General features: G+C 67.9%; 16 protein-coding genes. 10 read left to right on the top strand and 6 right to left on the bottom strand.

The genetic code is table 11. The annotated features are described in order from the left end of the window. Nucleotides 1–136 precede the first annotated feature (136 nt). The 5 genes from WMF27_RS42860 (at nt 137) to WMF27_RS42840 (ending at nt 6,007) form a co-directional block, all read left to right on the top strand. The gene (locus tag WMF27_RS42860; protein WP_437763098.1) at nt 137–1,351 is read left to right on the top strand and encodes a methyltransferase domain-containing protein; all 1,215 of its coding nucleotides are present in this window, start codon (nt 137–139) and stop codon (nt 1,349–1,351) included. A gap of 129 nt (nt 1,352–1,480) precedes the next feature. Further along, complete coding sequence (locus WMF27_RS42855; protein WP_437763099.1) at nt 1,481–2,377, top strand: sugar nucleotidyltransferase; 897 nt, start codon at nt 1,481–1,483, stop codon at nt 2,375–2,377. Further along, the gene (locus WMF27_RS42850; RefSeq protein ID WP_437763100.1) at nt 2,374–3,579 is read left to right on the top strand and encodes an NAD(P)/FAD-dependent oxidoreductase; all 1,206 of its coding nucleotides are present in this window, start codon (nt 2,374–2,376) and stop codon (nt 3,577–3,579) included. Before WMF27_RS42855 ends, WMF27_RS42850 begins: the two co-directional genes overlap by 4 nt. A gap of 22 nt (nt 3,580–3,601) precedes the next feature. Then, a complete protein-coding gene (locus tag WMF27_RS42845) occupies nt 3,602–4,678 on the top strand; it encodes a DegT/DnrJ/EryC1/StrS family aminotransferase (RefSeq protein WP_437763101.1) in 1,077 nt (358 codons plus the stop codon). Between the two features lie 30 nt (nt 4,679–4,708). After that, complete coding sequence (locus tag WMF27_RS42840; protein ID WP_437763102.1) at nt 4,709–6,007, top strand: B12-binding domain-containing radical SAM protein; 1,299 nt, start codon at nt 4,709–4,711, stop codon at nt 6,005–6,007. Between the two features lie 138 nt (nt 6,008–6,145). On the opposite strand, the gene WMF27_RS42835 is transcribed toward WMF27_RS42840, so the two are convergent. Then, nucleotides 6,146–6,760 carry an NAD(P)H-dependent oxidoreductase gene (locus tag WMF27_RS42835; RefSeq protein WP_437763103.1) on the bottom strand — a complete coding sequence of 205 codons (615 nt, stop codon included), beginning with the start codon at nt 6,758–6,760 and terminating at the stop codon, nt 6,146–6,148. Between the two features lie 68 nt (nt 6,761–6,828). On the opposite strand from WMF27_RS42835, the gene WMF27_RS42830 reads away from it, so the two are divergent. The 3 genes from WMF27_RS42830 (at nt 6,829) to WMF27_RS42820 (ending at nt 10,437) form a co-directional block, all read left to right on the top strand. Then, nucleotides 6,829–7,764, top strand: a complete 936-nt coding sequence (locus tag WMF27_RS42830; RefSeq protein WP_437763104.1) for a LysR family transcriptional regulator — start codon at nt 6,829–6,831, stop codon at nt 7,762–7,764. A gap of 171 nt (nt 7,765–7,935) precedes the next feature. After that, complete coding sequence (locus tag WMF27_RS42825; protein WP_437763105.1) at nt 7,936–8,889, top strand: class I SAM-dependent methyltransferase; 954 nt, start codon at nt 7,936–7,938, stop codon at nt 8,887–8,889. 204 nt (nt 8,890–9,093) lie between these two features. Further along, the gene (locus WMF27_RS42820) at nt 9,094–10,437 is read left to right on the top strand and encodes a serpin family protein (RefSeq protein WP_437943553.1); all 1,344 of its coding nucleotides are present in this window, start codon (nt 9,094–9,096) and stop codon (nt 10,435–10,437) included. A gap of 1 nt (nt 10,438) precedes the next feature. Here the strand turns inward: WMF27_RS42820 and WMF27_RS42815 are convergent, their stop codons facing one another. From WMF27_RS42815 to WMF27_RS42805, 3 genes are all read right to left on the bottom strand, one after another. Then, nucleotides 10,439–11,419 carry an HTTM domain-containing protein gene (locus tag WMF27_RS42815; RefSeq protein ID WP_437943552.1) on the bottom strand — a complete coding sequence of 327 codons (981 nt, stop codon included), beginning with the start codon at nt 11,417–11,419 and terminating at the stop codon, nt 10,439–10,441. Continuing rightward, on the bottom strand, nt 11,416–11,970 hold the full coding sequence (locus WMF27_RS42810; protein WP_437944560.1) for a hypothetical protein: 555 nt from the start codon (nt 11,968–11,970) through the stop codon (nt 11,416–11,418). Before WMF27_RS42810 ends, WMF27_RS42815 begins: the two co-directional genes overlap by 4 nt. Nucleotides 11,971–12,208: 238 nt before the next feature. Continuing rightward, complete coding sequence (locus WMF27_RS42805) at nt 12,209–12,526, bottom strand: hypothetical protein (protein ID WP_437943551.1); 318 nt, start codon at nt 12,524–12,526, stop codon at nt 12,209–12,211. A 748-nt stretch (nt 12,527–13,274) separates the two neighbouring features. Here WMF27_RS42805 and WMF27_RS42800 point away from each other — a divergent pair. Further along, a complete protein-coding gene (locus WMF27_RS42800) occupies nt 13,275–16,268 on the top strand; it encodes a beta-propeller domain-containing protein (RefSeq protein ID WP_437943550.1) in 2,994 nt (997 codons plus the stop codon). A gap of 209 nt (nt 16,269–16,477) precedes the next feature. Beyond that, on the top strand, nt 16,478–17,194 hold the full coding sequence (locus WMF27_RS42795) for a hypothetical protein (RefSeq protein WP_437763110.1): 717 nt from the start codon (nt 16,478–16,480) through the stop codon (nt 17,192–17,194). A 45-nt stretch (nt 17,195–17,239) separates the two neighbouring features. On the opposite strand, the gene WMF27_RS42790 is transcribed toward WMF27_RS42795, so the two are convergent. Beyond that, a complete protein-coding gene (locus WMF27_RS42790) occupies nt 17,240–18,478 on the bottom strand; it encodes a type I restriction endonuclease (protein ID WP_437943549.1) in 1,239 nt (412 codons plus the stop codon). 530 nt (nt 18,479–19,008) lie between these two features. Further along, the gene (locus tag WMF27_RS42785) at nt 19,009–19,962 is read right to left on the bottom strand and encodes a hypothetical protein (protein WP_437943548.1); all 954 of its coding nucleotides are present in this window, start codon (nt 19,960–19,962) and stop codon (nt 19,009–19,011) included. Between the last annotated feature and the right edge of the window lie 519 nt (nt 19,963–20,481).

Here is a 20,481-nt window from a genome sequence, read left to right as displayed (position 1 = left end):
GCCTCGCCGACATCGCGCGCGAGGGACCATCGCAAACCCGCGCTCCGAAGCGCCGGTCCACCATCGCCCAGGTTGACTCGCCGTCGTCGCTGTCCCGCCCCCGGCGCTTCTACTCCACCCCATTCGGAGCCAAGACATGGGTGCTTGTCGCGTGTGCGACCACGACCTGAGCCCGTTCATGTCTCTGGGGCGCATGCCCATCGCAAACGGGTTCCTCGATCCTGAGCGCGTTGCTTCCGAGTATTTCTACGAGATGCTCCCGAGCATTTGCGAGCATTGCGGCATGTTCCAGCTTCACGACGTGCCGGACGCGGCCGCGCAGTTCCACGATGGATATGCGTACCACACCTCCAGCTCGGAGCCGCTGCAAGCACACTTCAGCGCCGCGGCCGCGCGGATCCGCGACCGGTGGCTGGTCGACTCGGCGGACCCTCTGGTCGTCGAGCTCGGATCGAACGATGGGACCTTCCTGCGGTACATCCGTGAGACCGGGGTCAGGCACGTCGGAATCGAGCCGTCGGCGAACGTCGTTCGGGTCGCAGCAAACGCAGGTCTCCGAGTCGAGAACGCCAGCTTCGATGCTGCGACGGCATCCCGCATCGAGGCGAGCGACGGTCTCGCCGACGTCATCTACGCAGCCAACGTGCTCGGCCACGTGGCCTCCTTCAGGAGCATCGCCGAGGGAGTCTGTCAGCTGCTGAAACCCGCTGGCGTCCTCGTCTTCGAGGCCGTGTACCTGGGTGACATCTGGAGGGACTGCACATTCGACCAGCTCTATCACGCCTTTGGTTTCAGCGTGGCCTCCGTCAGCCGCGCATTCGGCGGGTACGGACTGCAGCTCATCGACGTCGAACCGCTTCGCATCGAGGGCGGATCCATGCGCTATTTCGTGGCTCGTCGGGGCACCTACCCCGACTCCCCCGCCGTAAGGAGGCACCTGGACCAGGAGGCTGCGGCAGGGCTCGCCAGGACCTCCACGTGGAGCGCATGGGCTCGGCGGTGCTCACAGAAGCGTGCGGATCTCACCGAGCTGATCGAAAGATGCCACGCGTCGGGAGGCTCGGTCGCCGGCTATGGCGCCACGGCGAAGAGCACCACGCTCCTGAATTATTGCGGACTCGGCCCCGAGCGGGTCGCATTCATCCAGGACACGACGCCGGCAAAAATCGGCAAGAGATCTCCCGGAATGCACATCCCCGTCGTGTCACGCGCCCATTTCCTGGAGAACCCGCCAGCCTACACCATCAACTTCGCCTGGAACTACAGGGAATTCATCCAACAAAAGGAAGCCGATTATGCGCGCTCCGGCGGGAGCTGGATATACCATGTTCCGACCGTGCATCATACCTGATCCCGGCGGTGCGCCGCGCCGGCACAGCGAAGCGAGGCGCTCCCGGCGCCATCCACGTCCCATCCACGAGGATGCTGGATCCGCGCGTGGGCGACGCTCGCATCCGACCGCGAGGCGAGGCCGGGTCGAATGAAAGGCATCCTGCTGGCTGGCGGCACCGCCAAGCGCATGTGGCCGGCCACGGCCGCTGTGAACAAGCATTTGCTGACGGTCTTCGACAAGCCACTCATCTTCTATTCCCTCAGCCTGCTCATGCAGGCTGGCATTCGAGACATCCTGCTCGTGACCAATCCGCCGGACGTCCCGCTGTTCCGGCGCATCCTGGGCAACGGAGAGAGGTTCGGGGCCCGGATCGACTACGCAGCGCAGGCTCGCCCGGACGGTATCGCCGCCGCGCTGCTCCTCGGCCGCGACTTCATCGGGCAAGAGGGCTGCGCGCTCGTGCTCGGAGACAATTTGCTGCTCGGCCCGACCGTCGCCGAGACTCTCGGGGAGGCTTCTCGCGTACGCGCGCACGAGGCAGCGGTGTTCGCAGCGCATGTCCCCAATCCGACCGACTATGGGGTGCTGTGTCTCGGGCCTGACGGGCGACCGCTCGACATCGTCGAGAAGCCAGCCGTCCCGCCGAGCTCGTTCGCGGTCCCTGGCATCTACTTCTACGGCACGGGCGTTCTCGACGTCGCGGCCTCGCTGACTCCGAGCGAGCGCGGAGAGCACGAGATCAGCGACGTCAACGCGAACTATGTTCGCAGAGGGAGATGCAATGTTCACCGACTGGGCCCAGAGTTCACGTGGCTAGACGTCGGCACGCCCGAACGCTTCCTGGAGGCCGCCACGTTCGTGGCGTCGCTGTACGAGCAGGCCGGCACGGTGGTGGGGTGCCCGGAGGAGATCGGCCTGCAGAACGGCTGGATCTCATCGGCCGAAATCGCACGATCGGCGGGCCCCCATGCGTCGCTGTACGCAGCGTACCTGGAGAGGATCATCAGCGGTAGGAAGCTCGGAGCGCTCGGGGAGTTGCCATGACCACAGAGTACGATACCATCGTCGTCGGTGCCGGTATCGCCGGACTCATGACCGCGCTGCGTCTGGCCCATGCAGGTGAGCGGGTCATCGTGCTGGAGCAGCACCAGATCGCGTCTGGGTCCACGGGTAAGAACCATGGCATCATCCACTCCGGATCGGTATATGCCGACCTTCACCCCGAGCTGGTGCCATTGTGCCAACAGGCGTGTGCCCTGTTCGCTCAGCACTTTCCGCACGCCACGATCAACCGGAATCCAACCATCCATATCATGCCTGCCGGACAGGCGGATGTGAGCAGCGCCAGATTCTCGGCGATGGGCATAAAATGTGTGGACAGGCTGCCGCCTGCGGCCCTGGAGCCGCTCGATGAGGCGCTGCTTCGAGGCAAGGATTTGCTGGGCATCGACAGCTTCACCGTGAGCTCGAAGCACGTCTGCGCGTCTCTGGCACAGGCGGCGATGAACGCAGGCGCGCGACTACGCCTCCACACGGCGGTGCTTCGCCTGTTCGTGGAGCGCGACGCGGTGGTGGGCGTCGTCGCGCCCTCGGGGGAACGCATCCTTGGCGGGAGGGTGATCCTCTGCTGCGGACCTGGGACCTCCCGATTGCTGGCGGCCGCCGGCCTACCTCACGAGCGATTTCTGACGCGAGCCGACATCATGGTCACTGTGCCCGGGGTGATCCACTACCCGGTCGTGGAGTATGGCTTCGGCGGCTCGTATGTCGTCCCGGCGCTGGGTGGTCGCAGCCTTGTATCCTTCTTCGGTGGGGTCCAGCCGTTCCTCGGCGACGCGAGCGCTCGTGTGGACGTGCCCATCGCTCGAGCAGACCAGGTCATCAAATCACTTTCACGATTGTTCCGTCCATCCGTCTTCCGTCTCGACGAAGCCACGGCCTACACGTGCCTGAAGACGGAGCTGCGCGGCAGCAGATCTGACGCTTGGGGAGTCGAGCCTTACCATGCGATCATCGATCACGCGGCATCCGACGGAGTTCGTGGGCTCTGGACGTTGCTGCCTGGCAAGATGACATTCGCGTTCCACGCGACGCAGGAGCTTTGCAACCGCCTCCACCAGGCGACGCGCGGCGTGGAGCTCCCCGTCAAGGCGGTGGAGGCGACGGATGACGTCCTGCACCAAACCGCGTGGGCCCCGGCAGAAGGCATGCTCGGTGCGGCTTGGTCCGAACCTTCCACCCGATGACGACACAGCAGGCTCTGGCATCATGACGACATCCTACAGGCTTCACCTCGACGCCGCCCAGATCGATCGTATCGTCGAATCCGTGCGCGACATCCTGTCCCGCGGTCATCTCCTCCTGGGACCCTACACGTCCGAGCTCGAATCAAGGTTTGCAACCCGCACCAGCAGGCGTCACTGCGTCGCCGTTTCTTCCGGCACCACCGCGCTCGAGATCATCTTACGCCACATCGGTGTCAGCGGTCGCAAGGTGCTCGTGCCCGCCAACACGAACTACGCCACGGCGTTGTCCGCGCTCAACGCCGGCGCCCAGGTGTCTCTCTACGACGGCGGGTTGTACCCTGATCTCGACAGCTTGTACGCCGTGCTGGATCGTTCGTTCGCCGCGGTGATCGTCGTTCACATCGGCGGATATATCACCCCGCACCTCACGCGGATTCGCGAAGCCTGCTCGACGCTCGGCGTCCCGCTGGTGGAGGACGCGGCGCACGCGCACGGTTCCATGCTCGATGGGGTGCCCGCAGGTTCACAATCCTACGCCGCCGCGTTCTCGCTGTTCCCGACGAAGGTGATGACCTCGGGAGAGGGTGGGTTGATCGTGACAGACGATGACGAGCTCGCGAAGGCCGCGCGCAGCCTCCGGAATCAGGGGAAAGATGACGCCGGTGAGCACGTTCTCCTCGGGAACAGCTGGCGCATCACGGAGGTCGGCGCGGCCATCGCGTGCGCACAGCTCGACCGCCTCGATGATGCATGCCGCATGAGACGCGAGGTGATCGCTCGGTACGCTGCGGCCGCCAAGAGCTCGCGGCTGCTGGGCCCCATCGAGGTGGACAGCCGTTGCTCTCCGAACGGGTACAAAGCGATCCTCACAACTCGGGATCGACGGGCCACAGAGGCCGCGCTTCGCTCAGGCGGGATAGCGTCGAGCGGCGGCGTCTACCATGTGCCGCTGCACAGGTTGCCTGTATTCCGCGGTCTCTTCGAGGGGACCTTCTCCGTCGCCGAGCGGTTCGCCGACGGGCACGTCTGCCTTCCGTGCTGGTACGGGATGGCCCCCGAAGATACCGCCCGAGTCTGCGATTTCATCGCTTCCGTTTAACTCGTTGCCAAGACCCCGATGGAGACCATCATGCACGCCATCCTCTGCGTTTCCGGGAGCAGCGGTGAGAGCACCGTGAACCATGATGCCGCCGGCGGAATTGGCTGTGAGTCCCCCGGACGTGAAATTCGAGTATTTCCTCCTCTTACGATGCTGTACATCGCCGCCGAGCTAAGGACGGCGGGCGTCCATATCGATTTTTTGGATCTCAACACGTCCAGCGTCCGCGCGGATCGCTGGTTCGCCGAGGACGGCGCTCCGGCGCGAGCCGATGCGCTCGTGCTGCTCTCGTCCCTGACCACGCTCGAGCACGATCTGCGACGTGTAGCTGTCCTCCGGGAGCGCTGTCCCCACCTGTTCATCGTGACCGTCGGGACCTTTTACGAGCACTTCGCGCAGCAGATGCTCGACGCCGGGGCGGATTCGGTGATCTATGGTACGCCGGAGCTGGCGATAGCGGACTGTATTCTCAACCGTCGCACCGGATCGATCCAGGCAGAGATGTCCCCAGCCGCGCTGGAACGGCTCAACTACCCCATGTGGGACATCCTCGACATGGACCGTTACACTTCCCATACGGTCCTCTCCAGCCGAGGTTGTTCGTTCGGGTGTGGATACTGCCCTTACCGCGTCTACCAGTCGAGCAGCGTGATTGCGCGCAGCCCGACGAACACGCTCTCCGAGATTGCATGGCTGTTCGATCGCTGGAAGCCGGACTACTTCCTGTTCCGTGACCCGCTGTTCACGTTCAATCTGCGGCGCGCGGAGGAGATCATCGGCGGAATCCAATCTTGCGCTCCCGGGATCACATGGGGATGCGAGACGCGCTTCGAGCTGCTACCCCCGAGCCTCATCAAGCTGATGGGCGAGAGCGGCTGCCATCACGTACGGCTGGGCCTGGAAGCGGCGGATCCGAGCGTGCTCGCATCGGCGGGCCGTATCGGGACGGCGAGCTCGGCGGGCCGCCACCTCGAGCGGGCGGCCGGGGCCATCGCCGCGTTGAAACGACATGGTATCCTGTCGGTCTGCTTCTTCATGTATGGCTTCCCCGGGGACACGGAGGAGACCGCGAACGCGATGATTGAGTTCGTTGAAAAGGCCGATCCGGACGTCGCGCTGTTGAACTACGTCGTGCCCTATATGGGCACCCCGCTCCATCACGAGATGCACGAGCTCGGGCTCGTGCACGTCGAGTCGCTCACCCGCTACGGGAGCAAGACGGCGGTCGGGCGCACCTTGACGCTCGACGCCGAGCGCGTGCAAGAGATCGGGGCGCGCGTGCAGGCGCTCTTCCGGGCGCGCAATCGCCAGTTCTATCCGATTCGCTGAGGTCTGCGTCCGGTGATGTCAAGCTGCTGCGGGCTGCGCGAGGTGGCCATCAGACACGGGCTGTTCGCGGCCAGGGATGCGGAAGAACGCGAGAAGACGCTGAATCGATGATTCATCCACGCACTCGAGGTGCAGCCTTCACGCCACAGCCAGCGTGCGGGAGGATCTGGCGGGGAATTGCCGCGCATCCCGCTCGCCGATGCGCTCCATTTCCCGGAGCCAGGCCGCTCGTTGCTCGGGGGTCCGCGTCTTCTGATCGAAGAAGGTGGTCTCGCGGACGGGCCCAAAGCCAACGAAGCGCAATGTCGCGTTGATGAACGAGGTATGGACGGAGCGCCAGTGCCAGAGTCGGTACCACCAGCCCGGGCTATCCATCGTGGTCACGACGCGCGCGCTGCGGCCGGCGAGCAGCCCCTCGGGCAGCGCGCTCCGCTTTCGATAGGCGAACGACCATCCTGGCAAGAACGTGCGATCGATGAAGCCCTTGACCAGCGCGGGCGGCCCTGCCCACCAGGTGGGAAAGAACCAGGCCACGTGGCTCGCGCGCTCGATGGAGGCCTGCGCCTCGCGGAGATCGGGCTCGAGCTCCTGCTGGCCGCTGAAGCCGGCGCGCAGGTGCGGATCGAAGGCGAGCGAGCGCAAAGCCAGGAGCTCGACGCGGGCGCCGCCTCTCTCGAGGCCGCTGGCGTACGCCCGCGCCAGCGCGTCGCTCAAGCTGTCGGGGGCTGGGTGACCTTGGATGACGAGGTGCATGCGTCGATCTTGGCCATGCAGCAGCGTCTGGGTAGACGGTTCTGAGCATGCGTGCCATGTGTGGATGCATGGCACGCTCTCCCGCGTCCCCGCCCGCAGGCAGGCCCCTCGCCGATCTGGATTGGGCCGATCTGCGCCTCTTCCTGGAGGTGGCGCGCGCCGGCAGCTTCTCGGCCGCCGGCCGCAAGCTCGGCATCGAGCAATCGACGGTGAGCCGGCGCATGGCGACCTTCGAGCGGACGCTCCGCGTGGCGGTCTTCGATCGGCTGCCGGGAGGCTCGACGCTCACCCCGCTCGGCGAGCAGCTCCGCCGCCACGTCGAGTCGATGGAGGCCGGCGCCGACCAGTTCGTGCGCGAGGCCAGCGGCCACGAGAGGGAGGCCGAGGGCCTGGTCCGACTGGCGCTCACCGAGTCGATCGCCGTACACGGCGTCATCCCGCGCGTGCTCCCGGCGCTCGCCGAGAGGCACCCGCGCGTCTCGCTCCACCTGCTGACCAGCTACGAGGCGGCCGATCTGGGCCACCGTGAGGCCGAGATCGCCGTGCGCTTCTTCCGGCCGAAGAGCGGCGATCTGGTGGCCGCGCGGATCGTCACCCTGCCCACGGTGCCTGTCGCCCACCGCAAGCTCTCGAAGAAGCGCCGCGACGAGCTCGACTGGGTCGGCGTCGATCTGGGCCGCGCCCCCACCGTCGAGGACGATTACCAGAAGCGGCATGTAAGAAAGGCGCCGAAGCTCATCGTGAGCAGCTACATCGCCCAGATCGAGGCCGTGCGCGCGGGGCTCGGCGCCGCTGTCTTGCCGTGCAGCGCGCTCGATCTGGACGACGACCTGGTGGAGCTCGATCTGGGCCTGCCCGCTGGCCCAGTGCTCGAGCTCTGGCTCGTCACGCCGCGCGGCCTGCGCCAGGTGCCGCGCATCGCCGCCGTGTGGGGCGCCCTCGAAGAGCATCTCCAGTTCCTGAGCTCGCCGCGGCGCGCGCGGGCGCGCGGGCGCTCGCGGTGAGCCGCATCGCCGATGCAGGGAGGCCTCCCGATCGCTGAGGAGGAAGCGCGGAGATTGCCCGCGACTCCGGTGACCCGGCTCCCCCTCGATTGGACCCGAGACTCGCCCGCGAGGTAGCCTGTCGGGAGGCGAGCTTCCGCGCCGGAAACCCATGGGAAAAGGGGCAGGGTCATGCTGGACAGGATCTGGGATCGCCATCGCGCCGCCGGGCTCGACGCAGCGGCGGCCGCCGTCGCGGCGCCGTCCCCGGAAGGCCTTTGCTACCTCGCGATGCTGGCGTTCTCCGACGAGCGCTACGCGGACGCCGCGACCTTCGCCGCCCGCGCCGCGGCGGCCTCGCCGGGAGACACGCTGTTCCATGCGGCCGCGGCGCACCTCGCGCGGGTCGCCCGGGAGGGGAAGCGCAATGTCTACGTGTCCGCGGAGGGGTTCGCCGCCTTCATCCGCGGCGGCGGCAATGTGCCGCTCTACCGGGAGACCAGCGCCGCGCTCGCCGGCCAGTACCCGGAGGCGCCGTTCGATCTGCTCGACATCGGCGCCGGCGATGGACTGGCGCTCCTGCCCGCGCTGACGCCGGCGGTGCGGCGGGTCACCGTGGCGGAGCCGGCGGCGCCGCTGCTCGAGCGTTGCGCCGCAGCGCTCTCGGCGCGAGGGGTCGACTTCGAGGCCTTCGGCGGGCGACTCCAGGATCTCGCCGCCGACCCCGGCATGGCGCCGCGGCGCTGGGTGGTGGCGCAGGCGACCTTCTGCCTGCACGCGATCGCTCCGACCGAGAGGCCAGCCCTTCTCCGCTGGGCGCGCGCGCATTGCGATCTGCTGCTCGTCGCCGAGTTCGACGCGCCGCGCATGGACGAGCCGCTCTCGCCGGACACCGCGCGGCACGTGCTCGCGCGCTACCGTGAAGGGCTGGCCGAGTACGCCGGGGCCGATCTCGACACGGTCGCGGAGGGCTTCCTGATGCCGGTGCTCTTCGGCTATGTGGACCGCGGCGCCACCCGCACCACGTTCGAGCACCCCATCGACGACTGGGCGGCGCTGCTGCACGAGGCCGGCTTCGAGCGCGTCGACCGCCGGCTGATCCATTGCACCTGGTGGGCGCCGGCCTGGATGCTGGCGGCGCGCTGAGGCGCCTCGCGGGGTTTCCGGTGCGCGAGCCAGCTCCGGCGCTGACGGGGCCTCTTGTGCCAGAACGGGCCAGCTGTTCGCCGGATGTCAGGGTTCGGGGGCGCCCCGCGCGCGGCGGCTCGGTCGCTCCGCGCATACCGCCTCGGAAACACACGAGCCCGCGATCGGGGCCGGCGCGGCACGGCCGATGCTGGGCGGGGCGGCATGCAGCGAACCCTCCGAACCTGCGCTCCGCTCTTCGCCGTATCTCTGGCCGCGATCCTCGGTTGCGAGGCGTCCACCGATCCCAACATGCACCCGACCCCCGATACCGGGGACGAGGAGTGCAGCGACGCCGACAGGGCCATCTGCGTGATCGCCTCGGACAAGCAGCGCATCTCGAGCCCGGACGTCCCTCCGGCGGACAAGACCGCGCTCGTCTCGGGCAACTCCGCGTTCGCGCTCGACCTCTACCAGCAGCTCCGCCAGGAGGCCGGCAACGTCTTCTACTCGCCCTACAGCATCTCGACGGCGCTCGCGATGACGTGGGCCGGCGCGAAGGGCGAGACCGAGACGGCCATGGCCGAGACGCTGCGCTTCGACCTCGGGCAGGACAAGCTCCACCCGGCGTTCAACTGGATCGACCACGAGCTCGAGAGCCGCGGTCAGGGCGCCCAGGGCGCCGACGGAGAGGGCTTTCGTCTCAATGTCGTGAACGCGCTCTGGGGGCAGATCGGCTACGCGTTCGAGGCGCCCTTCCTGGACACGCTCGGGCTGCACTACGGCGCTGGAATGCGCGTCGTGGACTTCCTGGGCCACCGGCAGGAATCGGTCGATCTCATCAACGGCTGGGTCAGCGACCAGACCGAGGGCAAGATCGAAAAGCTGGTGCCCGTCGACGCGATCACCCCCGAGACAGTGCTGGTCCTCACGAACGCCATCTACTTCAACGCCGCGTGGCGCACCCCGTTCGAGCCCACCGCGACGGAGGACGGCCCGTTCGAGACGGCCGATGGGACCGAGGTGACGGTGCCTCTGATGCGCGGCAACCTGGAGATGCCCTACGCCGAGGGCGACGGCTACCAGGCGGTCGCGATGCCCTACGACGGGGACGAGCTCTCGATGCTGATCATCCTGCCGGCGAAGGGCACGCTCGACGCGTTCGAGGCGTCGCTCGACGCGGCGAAGGTCGACTCCATCGCCGGCGCGATGAGCGAGCACCTGGTCGACACCACGATGCCCAGGTTCAAGTTCGACTACGAGCTGAGCCTGAAGAAGACGCTGGAGGCGATGGGGATGGAGATCGCGTTCACGCCGGGTGTCGCGGACTTCACCGGCATCAACTCCAAGGGACAGCCCTACATCCAGGACGTCATCCACAAGGCGTTCGTCGGCGTGAACGAGGCCGGCACCGAGGCGGCGGCCGCGACCGCGGTCATCGTCGGCGACGAGTCGGCGCCCCAGCCGGCGTCGCTCGCGCTCGTGAATCCCTTCCTGTTCCTCATCCGCGACAACGCGACGGGCAGCGTCCTGTTCGTCGGCCGCGTCGCCGACCCCAGCGCGAGCTGACTCAGGCCTCGCCGCGCCGAGCACAGCGTGCCACGGCCGAGGGCTCTCGCGCCGGTCGAGGGTCCGCCTTCACGCCGAACGCGGCGAGGGTGAACACCGACATGATGGCGCCGAAGACATCGAGCCTCATGAAGACCGCGATCCCGACGTGCAATCCGACCGTGGCTGCCACCCAGAGCCGCCGGGTGCGACGTGGCCAGATGAAGAACGGGTACCCGATCTCCACGAGCAGCACGAGCCACCCCGCGGCCACGGCGATCCAGGCGTGGTGGGCGAGCCACGAGAAATCGAACCGCTGGTACTCGGGCAGCATGAGCGATCGCCATATCGCATCGCCGTCCCACCACGCTGCGCCGAGCGCCTTCTCCACGCCGCTCGAGAGGTAGACGAGACAAAGGTGCAGCTGTACCACCCGCAGCGCGAGGCGCGCCGCCGCGCTCGGCTCGGGCGGCGCTCGCCCGAGGGCACGATCGAGCGACAGCGCGGCTCCAGAAGGCATGAAGACGAGGTAAAACAGGAAGATGTTCGCGAACTGATCTGCTCCGTAGTTCGTCCTCTCCGCGGTCATCATCAACGTGAAATGCACGAGCCATGTGCACGCCGCGGAGAACCTCGTCCTCCAGCCGAGCAGGAGGCCAGCCAGCGACAGGACGTAGAGCACACCCATGCCAGCGATCACCGAGCTCTCACCGACCCCGAAGCGCGAGAGCGCGTTCACGAGGTGGCCGATCCGGGGGAAGCCGATCGCGCCGGACCCATCGAGGAGCTCTCCTTGAACGATGCCCGAGCGCGAGTACAGCTCGGGAGCGATGGGCGCGATCAGCGCCGCCTGCGCCAAGAGGACCGACGCGAGCCCTATCCGGAGCACCGCCAGGGGCCGCGCCGACGCGGGCGCGAACGCGAATCGCGCCATCGAGCCCCACAGGCGCGCAGCTGTCTCTCCAGCCTTCGGCAGGAGCAGGGTGCAGGTCCGCAGCCTCATGGCGTCGTCTCTCTGTCGTTCTCGCCGGCGGCGAGCCGCGCCTTCAGGTTGAACTTGGCCTGGTATTCGACATACCACCGCGGCTGTTTGCCCGCGCGATACTCGGCCATCGAGGGCAGGTCGTAGCTTTCGAGGCGGACGACAACGCTGTCCGCCTCTGGGTGCTTGGCGAACACCTTCGCTGCCCAGGACGCAACCAGGGAGCGCCTCACGGCCTGGTCCTGCTCATCCCAGAACATGCCGACGATATTCTTGACGCGGAGGTCCGCTTCGCGGCTCGCTCCTGTCTCCAGCACCTCGGTCGTCAGCGCTCCCGCGCGATCCCTGACCTCGAAGGTGGCCCAGAGCAGGGGCCCGACGGTCGGAGCAAAGAAGGAATACGCGCTGCTGGCCCCGGAGAGCGCGCCATAATAGCCCACCGCACGTTCCGCCCAGCCCCCGTACGGCAAGCGCACATGCAGCACACCGAGCAGGATCACCAGCCCGATGTGGATCACGGCGGCCGGAAGCACGAAGAGGACGTGCTTTTCTATGTTTCCTGTTTCCTCCATGGAGCTCACCCCCATGGATCCTTAGTGCGCGCGGCGTGCCACCCGCTTTCGCCACCCCCGTTTCCAATGCGTTGCCATCGGACCGCGGAGCAGGCCGCGGTCGGGCGGCGACGCTTGACGTGCGATGTCTCAGCGCAATCTCCCGTGATGGTCGACTCCGCGCTCGGCAACGCGAACCCGGCATTCCGTGATGACCGCGCCCAGCTCCGCGCCCATCACGGTGGAGCCCACACCTGTCCTAGCGCCGATAGGGCCAATAGGGTCGATAGGGCCGATAGGGCCGATAGGGCCGATAGTAGCCAGTAGCCGGCCGGTAGTAGCCCGCTGCCGGCCGGTAGTAGCCCGCCGCCGGCCGGTAGTAGCCAACTGCCGGCCGGTAGTGGCCAACAGCCGGCCGGAAGGCGTAGCGCTCGCTGTCGAGCGACGGTGGCGTTGAGGTCTCCTCGACGAGGTTCAGGTTGTCGATCGGCACCGTATTCGCCGCAGAAGCAAGCGCAGAGATCCCGCACACTCCTGCGATGACGGCGATGAGGCCAAGAATTTTCACATGCTTCATTTGTCGGCTCCTTCCCTCGTCGGTCGCGCGCGGGGGCGCGTCGTTTCGTGACATTGCGCCCACGGGCACGAGGGTGCGCCCACGACGATGCAGGGGACGGGCCGGGTTCGACCGGCGCGGCAGGTGGCAGGCCGCTGGTCACAAACCACAGATCATCCCTGAAATGTGGGCTGGCCAGGTCCAGGCGCGCGACGCGTGAGCAGCGCGCTGCAGCGCTGAAGCATCGGCGGCATGACAGCCATTCATGGCCGTCAAGAACCTGCGCCAGCAGGGAGCATCCAGGATCCCGGGAGACCCTGTTCAGGAACCTGCGGAGGTCCTGGCGGGACGCCATGAACTTGGCGTGTGAACGGGCGCCGAGCCACCTCGCTCACCAGGGCAGCGGTCCCCCCTCGTTCGTGAAGCTGCCCGTCGGCCCGTTCGCGTCGAGCCGCGCCAGCCGCACCGGCTCGCCCCCCGCCGAGGTACCCACCTGTCCGGCATCATGGAGTGTCTGCGCCCCATGCGAAGCGCCGGCACGTCAGGGGGCGGTTCGCAGGAAAGGAGCTGGAGCTGTGCCGCCATGGGCCATTGCTGCGGCGGCAATCCCGCGTGCACCGTGGCACATGATGCGCTCACATCACCGAAATCACGCGGAAGTATCGCGAATGCGTCTGGCCCGCCGCTTGCTGATTGTGCCAGCGCGACGAGATCGCTGCGCTTTGCACAGGCCCTGCGTCCCGCGTCTTGCTGTCAAGGAGAGGTGACCATGTCCATCCCGTTCAGCGCCTGCGCCCGCTGGATCGTTTTCGCTGCGACCGCGGCATCGATCGGACTCGCCGGTTGCGAGCGTGGTGCTGGCAACTCCAACCAGATCGGCTTCATCTCCGGCAATCCGACGGGTCCCCGCGGCGGCGATCCGGCGGGGGGTGGCTCGGGCGACGCCAGCTCGGGCACGGGAGGAGGCGGCGGCCCGGACGCGGAGCCGGTGCCGCCGCGCGGCGGCGCCGTCGCGGAGCGCGCTCTCCGCGACGCCGACATCGTCCAGGAGAAGGACGGCAGGCTCTACGCGATATCGCGGTACTCGGGGCTCAGCGTGATCGACGTCTCACGACGCGACGGGCTGCGCGTCCTCGGGACCCGCCGGATGTACGGTACACCCGTCGCGATGTACCTGCGCGACGGGGTCCTCTACGCCCTGTTCTCCGGGTGGACGCACCTCGTGCCCGACGCGCAGGGGGGCGCGTCCCACCGCGAGTCCACGAGCCGCGTCGAGGCGCTGGATGTCTCCGATCCAGCGGAGATCCAGCCCGTCGGCTCGTTCGATCTGCCGGGCAAGCTCACCGAGGCGCGCCTCGCCGGCGACGTGCTCCACGCCGTGACCTACGAGCACGGCTCCTGCTTCGGGTGCGCCGCCGCGCCGAACACCACCGTCACCTCCCTCGCCGTCGGCGACCCGGCGGACATCGCGGTCATCGATCAGCGGAGGTTCATCGAGAGCGCCCCTTCGGGCTACTGGGGATGGCCCAGCGTGAGCGTCAGCGACGATCGCGTGGTTGTCGCCAGCGCCACGTGGAACGGCGGCGAGGAGGAAGGGCGCGCCACCCTCCAGGTCGTCGACATCTCCGACCCCGGCGGCGCCCTCGTCGAGGGCGCGCGCGTCGACGTGACCGGCCAGATCGAGAGCCCCTGGCAGGTGGATGAGCACGACGGCGTGCTCCGCTTCGTCAGCCTGCCCGGCCCCTGGCAGCCCGACGCGAAGCCTGGCATCCAGACCTTCTCCATCGTGTCCTCCCAGGAAATCGTGCCCCTCGGCGCGACCGAGCTCGACGTGCCCCCGGCCGCAGCGCTGCGCTCGGTCCGCTTCGACGGCGACCGCGCCTATGCGATCACGATGTCGAGCATGGCCCCCTTGCTCACCGTCGACCTCAGCGATCCGGCGAACCCCGCCCAGGTCGGCGGGCTCGAGGAGCCCGGCTCGATCTTTCACGTCGAGCCGCGCGGAGATCGCCTGTTCGCCCTCGGGTTCGCCAACGACAGCGGCGAAGGATCTCTGTCCGTCTCGCTCTTCGACGTCTCCGATCTCGCGAACCCCACGAGGCTGGAGCGCGTTGCCTTCGGCGGCAAATGGGCGCGTGTCGCCGAGGAACGCGACCGCATCGATGAAGCGTTCGCGCTCTTCGACGGCCTCGACACCCTCGCCGTGCCCTACAGCGAACGGAGCTTCGACACGTCGTCTCCCGGCTGTGATCCCGTCACGATCGGCGTCCAGCTCATCGATTTCACGCGCGACACCCTCTCGAAGCGCGGCTTCGCCGCCACGCGCGGACGGGCGCGACGCGTCCTCGCCGGCGGGGAGCGGCTCATCGCCGTCTCCGACCTGGGCGTCGAGGCCTTCGGCATCGACGATCGCGGCGCCCCGGCCAAGGTCGCCGGTATCGCGCTCGCGCCGCTCGCCAACAGCGCTGTCGCGGTCGGCGACCTCGTGGTCCGCATCGGCGCAGACGTGAATACGGGGGGCGGCGCCTGGCTCGAGACCGCGTCGGCCGCGAGCCCGGGCCTCGCCGAGCCGATCGCCAGGCTCGACGGCGCGGCGCTGTACACGGAGGCCCCCGCCTGCCGGCGCCACCTCGGCAATGCCCGCCTCTTCGCGCACGGACAGCACGTCTACGTGCTCGCGCAGACAGGGAACGCCTCGTTCACGCGCCTCGCGATCGTCGATGTCGGGGACCCGGCCTCGCCGCGTGTGGTCGCCCAGCGCGATCTGCCCTTCAGCCCCGGCGCGCTGTACGCGAATCCTTCCGGCGCTCTCGTGTCCGCGGGCGACTCCGTGGTTCAGGCCGGCAGCACCCTCGTGATCCGTGGCGTCAGCGATGACGGCTACTACACTTTCGAGGAGGACCGGCCGCCTCACGAGGCGTGGCTCGATCTGCTCGACCTCTCCGACCCGCTGAACCCGCGGCACAGCTCGGTGGCGCTCCCGGACGGCGCTGGCCACACGGGCCTTCAGATCGACGGCACCACGGTGCTCGTCTCGCGCTGGACGCCGCTGCCCGACGATCCCTCCAGGGCGCGCTTCTATCTCGATCGCATCGACGTCGCGGACCCGTCCGCGCCGGTGGTGCGGGCGCCGGTCAACGTGCCCGGCTCGCTGCTCGCGTTCGACGGCGCGTCGAGCAGGCTGCTCACGACGGATTACGAGGCCGTCGAGACCCCGGTGGCGGGGAGGGAGGCGTGTGCTCACGCCTTCGCGTCGAACGCGGCGTTCACGCCGGCGGCCGCCGGCGATGACGCCGGTCCCGGCGTGTGCAGGGGCACGCGGAGGACGCTCAAGCTCCTCGATCTCGGCGACACGAGCGCGCGACTCCTGGACGAGAGTCCCGTGGACGACACGATGGCGGTCATGAAGGCGCTCGCCGGCGAGGGCCGCGCCTTCCTGTCGGTGGAGGACGCCGCCCACGACGGAAGGTCCTCGATCCTCGTGGCCGGCGGGCTGCAGGAGGGCAGCTTGAACACCGCGACGCAAGAGGTCGCGGGCTTCGACCCTGGCGATGGCCCGCTGCTCCTCGCGGACGGAGCGCGCCTCCTCGTCGTCGACAACTACCTGTCCACGCTGTCCGTCCTCGACGCGACCGACCTCACCGCGCTTTCGTTCGAAAAGAAGAGCGAGCTCCCGGGGCACGTGTACCACGTGACGCTCTCCGGCGACCGCGCGCTCTGTTCCTGGGGCTACGGCCTCGAGGCCGTGGACGTCGGCCCTTGATCCACGTCGCGCGGCCCGCGGCCGAACCGCGCCCGCGCCCGCCACACGAGAATCCGCGTCCTCCCACCAAGCCGCGTCGACCAGCGCTGGTTTGCTTGAATGACCGTCCCAGTGGCATGTCTGGTGGGAAGCTGAAGTGCATCGCGAGGAGGCGAACGATCATGCGCAGGGAATTGGAGTGTCTCAGGCCCATGAATGGACTTGCACAGATGCGAACGTTGGCGATGGGTTGCATCGCAGCGAGCGTCCTCGGCCTCGCCGCGTGCGGCGACGAGGGGCAAACGAGCAGCAACGCTGGAGGCGCGGGCGGCCAAGGCGGTGTCGACAGCGCGGGCGGGCAAGGCGGTGTCGGAGGCGCGGGCGGCCAAGGCGGTGTCGGAGGCGCGGGCGGCCAAGGCGGTGTCGGAGGCGCGGGCAGCCAAGGCGGTGCCGGAGGCGCGGGCGGAGGGGGATCGAGCGCGTGTGAGTCCGGCGTTTCGGGGACGGCCACGCCCGTGACGATCCGCTTCCGAAACGCAGGAGCGACCGAGCTCCTGGTCGGCGACACCCAGTGCATCTCGACGTGGGTCGTGACCTCGGCGAGCGGCGCCGAGGCCCCGAGGAACCTGGCGAGGCCGCTGTGCGACGACGGGACCCCGATCTGCCCCGCAGATTGCCTCGACGCTGGCTATAAGCCGCTCCCGCCTCGAGGCGAGCTGACGTTCACCTGGAACGGCGTCATCTTCGAGAGCGTCGACGCAATGGAGGCGGGGTGCCCCGCGGCTCAGGCGGGCGAGCTGTGCCCCGCGATGTGCGCGCGGCCCGTAGACGCCGCGCCGGGCAGCTACACGCTCAAGGCATACGCGTACGACGGATCGACGCCGATTGAAGCGACGGTCACGTTCACGTACCCCGAGTTGGCCGAGGTCGAGGCGGTGTTCCCATAGATCGAACGGCTCGCCGGCGGGTAGTGGTCAAACCCGTTTGTCGCTCTAGTGGGGCATGGCGACGCCAGCCGGCAACTCGTCTTCCTCGGGCACGTCGCCAGATTCGGCGCGACGAATCTCGTCCTCGAAGGCGAGCATCAGCAGAGGCCTCAGCCGCTCGAGGTCCTTCAGGCCACTAACATATACGCGGCTCTTACCGACGTTTTCGCTCGGCGCGTCGACCTCAAATCCGGGCGCGAGCAGCGTTGCTCTGTCGGCGGGGACTTTGGTAACCACGGACTTGCGCTTGCCGTCGAAGAACAGGCGAACGAACCACTTTTTCGTGTTCCCGATGTTGATGCCGAAATAGTTAACCGCGTCTCGGTAGTGAACCTGGGCCTTGCTGGCCGCTGGAGAGTCGGCGCATATGCGACGAACGACCTCGTAGGCGTCCAACTCCTCTTGAGTCGTGACGACGCCTTTCCCCTGCTCCGGAGCTGAGTCTCTTGAAAGCGGCGCAGCCTGCGGGGGTGGTTGTGGTATGGGCGGGGGCGGGGGCGGCGCGGCCACTGCGATGTCCTGCGTCTCTTGCCTGATCGATCTGGTGGCCATGTCGAGCAGGGTTGTCTGGATAGCCTTGCGTACGATCGGTATGAATTTTTCGACGCGCTTGGCCGTGAGCTTGCCCGTCGTGATGTTCAACTCGCCGAGAATGAAGCGCGTGAACTCTTCTGTCGGGTTGCGGAGCACGTCGTTGATGTAGGCCGTCATTCGCCCGGTGAAGATGATGTCCTCCGCGCGCGTTCGCACGGTACCGGCATCGAAGTTGTCCTTGGAGAACGCATCGAGCGTCTCGACGTCTCTCTCCGCGAATTCGAGCACATTGAACTCGAAGAACGGTCGCTCGCCCATGATGTTGGGTTCTTCAAGATCGGTGAAGAACATGTATCGAACGCCATTCGTGACAACCGCCACCTTGACGGACGGAGTCGAGTTGAAATACCGTGACAGCTGGCCGCTGTGCGTGTTCGGCTCCGCATCGGCCGGCTTGCACTCGATGAACATCACCGGCACGCCATTGATGTAGATCGCGTAGTCGACCTTCTCGAACTGACCGTTGCTCTTCTTCTTGGCGAAGTCGGCCACATACTCGGGGCGAACCTCCGTCGGGTCGAACACGTCGTAGCCAAGTGCTCCAAGAAATGGCATCACGAGAGCGTTCTTGGTCGCCTCTTCGCCGATCGTGTTTGGGAGCCTCTTCCGAACTTGCTCCGCAAGACGCCGCATGTTGTCAATAAGCGCCATCGTTGCCTCCTGCTCCAGCCGAGCCATACTTGGCTAGGAAGCCTGTAAGGCTACGCGCTCGACGAGATGCCAGTCAACTGCGCGGTCTCGGGACAACAGTAGCCGTCGCGGTAGTGAAAGGTATTACCTGGGTTCCGTTTTCCGCTTGCGCTCGGGCCGAACGAGCGGTTCCACTCGGGCGTCGTCCCGCTGGACCTCGCGCTCGCCGGCGGCTGCGCCGTATGGCTCCATGGGTTCGGCCGCGTGGAGGATGGACGCCTCGGCGGTGGTGGCAGAGGGGCGGGAGCTGTGGGGCGGGCGGGTGCGGCTCAGCGCCGAACGCTGGCCAGCGTGTCTCGTCGACGAAGATGGCCGACACAATCGGATGACAATGCAGATTCAAATTGAGGCTGCCACCGAAGTTCCAGCAGAAGCAGCAGAGGCGACGCCTGGAGCCGGCATGGCCCCACGACCCAGCGCCGTGCCAGCATGCACCAGCCCCGTCGCCGCTCTTTCCTCGCGTGGACTCGAGGCGGCTGGTGGCCGCCGGCTCACGAAGGGCTTCCCTCCACGCCCTCCGGGGAGGGCGTCTCCACCGCCTCTTCCCCGCCTGCCACGCGCCCGCTCCCGCCGCCGTCGCTCTCCCGACGCCTGCCCGACTCACTCTCCTTCCTCGGTTTCCTCGGTCGGCCCGAGTTCGGCCGGCCCGCGGCGAACAGCGAGGGGAACCGCTCCTGCACGCGCGCGCTCCTCCGCCACAGCCACAGCGCCGCCGCCCGCACCTCGTCGTAGCGCCGGCAGAGCAGCGTCCAGACCCGCACGTACCGGCCGTAGGCCTCCCGCGCCTTGGGCGTCATCGCCGTCGAGCGCCGCTGGACCATCACCCCGGCCAGCTCCCGCGCGCGCGCCGCGTCGCCGGCCCGGTAGAGCTTCCGGTCGTCCTTCACTACGCCGGCGCGAAGCTCGTAGATCCGGGCGTATCCGAGCAGGTCGTTCGCGAGGTCGCGGTGCCCGGTGCCGGGCCGCAGGCGATCGAGCTCCGGCCTGATCGCCGGGTCGTCCGAGAGGTGGTACTCGCATAGCGCCTGCATGCGCCCCTCGATCTCCGTCGCCTCGCGGACGATCTCGACGGGGAGCCGCGCGTCCGTCGTCGTGAGCGCGCCGGCGGCGCGGGCCTCGGCCAGCGCATGGAGCGCGGCGAAGCACACGAGCTCCAGCTCGTCGAGGAACGTCATGTCGAACTCCTCCCGGGGCAACAGCGCGAAGCGCGCGCGAACGTCGGGCGAGGACACGAATCCGGCGACGCCGAGGGCCGCATACGTGGCCGCCTCGACGTCCAGCCTCACGGTCACGAGGTCGGCCTCGGCGAGGCGGTCGAGCGCCGGGGCGAGCGCCTCGAGCGCCTTCTTGCCGATCGCAGGAGAGTAGATGGGCGAGGGATACGTCGGCTCTCCAGCTGGCATGGCGGCCGCGGAGCGCTTCTTCGACTTGATCACGGCAGGCATATCTCTCCTCCTGAAATCTCCTCGAAAAGGGAGTCTGTCGGATGTGTTCGACCCGGGCCTTCGCCTCGCCACGCAAGCAGCGCGAGCGAACGATGGACCAGGGCCGCCGGGACCGAGCGCGCCGCGCGAAGGGGCTCCGTCGCCCGGCGTCCTTCCGTCCCGTCGAGGAGATCAATCGGGAGCTCGACCCCGATCGGGTCACGAAAATCGACCCGAGCCCGTCGTTTTCCTCGTCTCTCCGTCCGGCAGGCGGCCCTGGACGTCCGGAGATCCGCCGACATGAGAAGGAGACGCCGGCGACGCTCTCGGCAGCCGCCGGGCCGAGTTTCAGCGCCCCGACGGCCCCGGTAGGCACTGGGTGCCAGAGCTCGGCCTCCCCCCGATGCCTCTCGACAGCCTCGGGGCAGAGTTTCAACTCTCCCCGGCGGCTCCCGCCAACCTCCGGCCAGACCTCGACCTCTCCCCGGAGCCTCTCGACAGCCTCGGGGCAGAGTTTCAACTCTCCCCGGCGGCTCCCGC

This window comes from Sorangium sp. So ce281 (assembly GCF_051527395.1).
Lineage (GTDB): Bacteria > Myxococcota_A > Polyangia > Polyangiales > Polyangiaceae > Sorangium > Sorangium cellulosum_B.
Note: the sequence above shows the minus strand (reverse complement) of the source record. Positions and strands in the feature narration are given on the sequence as shown.

Bases quoted from the DNA above. Each gene is read 5' to 3' on its own strand.
- WMF27_RS42785 (WP_437943548.1), bottom strand. From the start codon at position 19,962: ATGCCTGCCGTGATCAAGTCGAAGAAGCGCTCCGCGGCCGCCATGCCA.
- WMF27_RS42830 (WP_437763104.1), top strand. From the start codon at position 6,829: ATGGCACGCTCTCCCGCGTCCCCGCCCGCAGGCAGGCCCCTCGCCGAT.
- WMF27_RS42800 (WP_437943550.1), top strand. From the start codon at position 13,275: ATGTCCATCCCGTTCAGCGCCTGCGCCCGCTGGATCGTTTTCGCTGCG.
- WMF27_RS42840 (WP_437763102.1), top strand. From the start codon at position 4,709: ATGCACGCCATCCTCTGCGTTTCCGGGAGCAGCGGTGAGAGCACCGTG.
- WMF27_RS42860 (WP_437763098.1), top strand. From the start codon at position 137: ATGGGTGCTTGTCGCGTGTGCGACCACGACCTGAGCCCGTTCATGTCT.
- WMF27_RS42855 (WP_437763099.1), top strand. From the start codon at position 1,481: ATGAAAGGCATCCTGCTGGCTGGCGGCACCGCCAAGCGCATGTGGCCG.
- WMF27_RS42815 (WP_437943552.1), bottom strand. From the start codon at position 11,419: ATGAGGCTGCGGACCTGCACCCTGCTCCTGCCGAAGGCTGGAGAGACA.
- WMF27_RS42845 (WP_437763101.1), top strand. From the start codon at position 3,602: ATGACGACATCCTACAGGCTTCACCTCGACGCCGCCCAGATCGATCGT.
- WMF27_RS42825 (WP_437763105.1), top strand. From the start codon at position 7,936: ATGCTGGACAGGATCTGGGATCGCCATCGCGCCGCCGGGCTCGACGCA.
- WMF27_RS42795 (WP_437763110.1), top strand. From the start codon at position 16,478: ATGCGAACGTTGGCGATGGGTTGCATCGCAGCGAGCGTCCTCGGCCTC.
- WMF27_RS42790 (WP_437943549.1), bottom strand. From the start codon at position 18,478: ATGGCGCTTATTGACAACATGCGGCGTCTTGCGGAGCAAGTTCGGAAG.
- WMF27_RS42835 (WP_437763103.1), bottom strand. From the start codon at position 6,760: ATGCACCTCGTCATCCAAGGTCACCCAGCCCCCGACAGCTTGAGCGAC.
- WMF27_RS42850 (WP_437763100.1), top strand. From the start codon at position 2,374: ATGACCACAGAGTACGATACCATCGTCGTCGGTGCCGGTATCGCCGGA.
- WMF27_RS42820 (WP_437943553.1), top strand. From the start codon at position 9,094: ATGCAGCGAACCCTCCGAACCTGCGCTCCGCTCTTCGCCGTATCTCTG.
- WMF27_RS42810 (WP_437944560.1), bottom strand. From the start codon at position 11,970: ATGGAGGAAACAGGAAACATAGAAAAGCACGTCCTCTTCGTGCTTCCG.
- WMF27_RS42805 (WP_437943551.1), bottom strand. From the start codon at position 12,526: ATGAAGCATGTGAAAATTCTTGGCCTCATCGCCGTCATCGCAGGAGTG.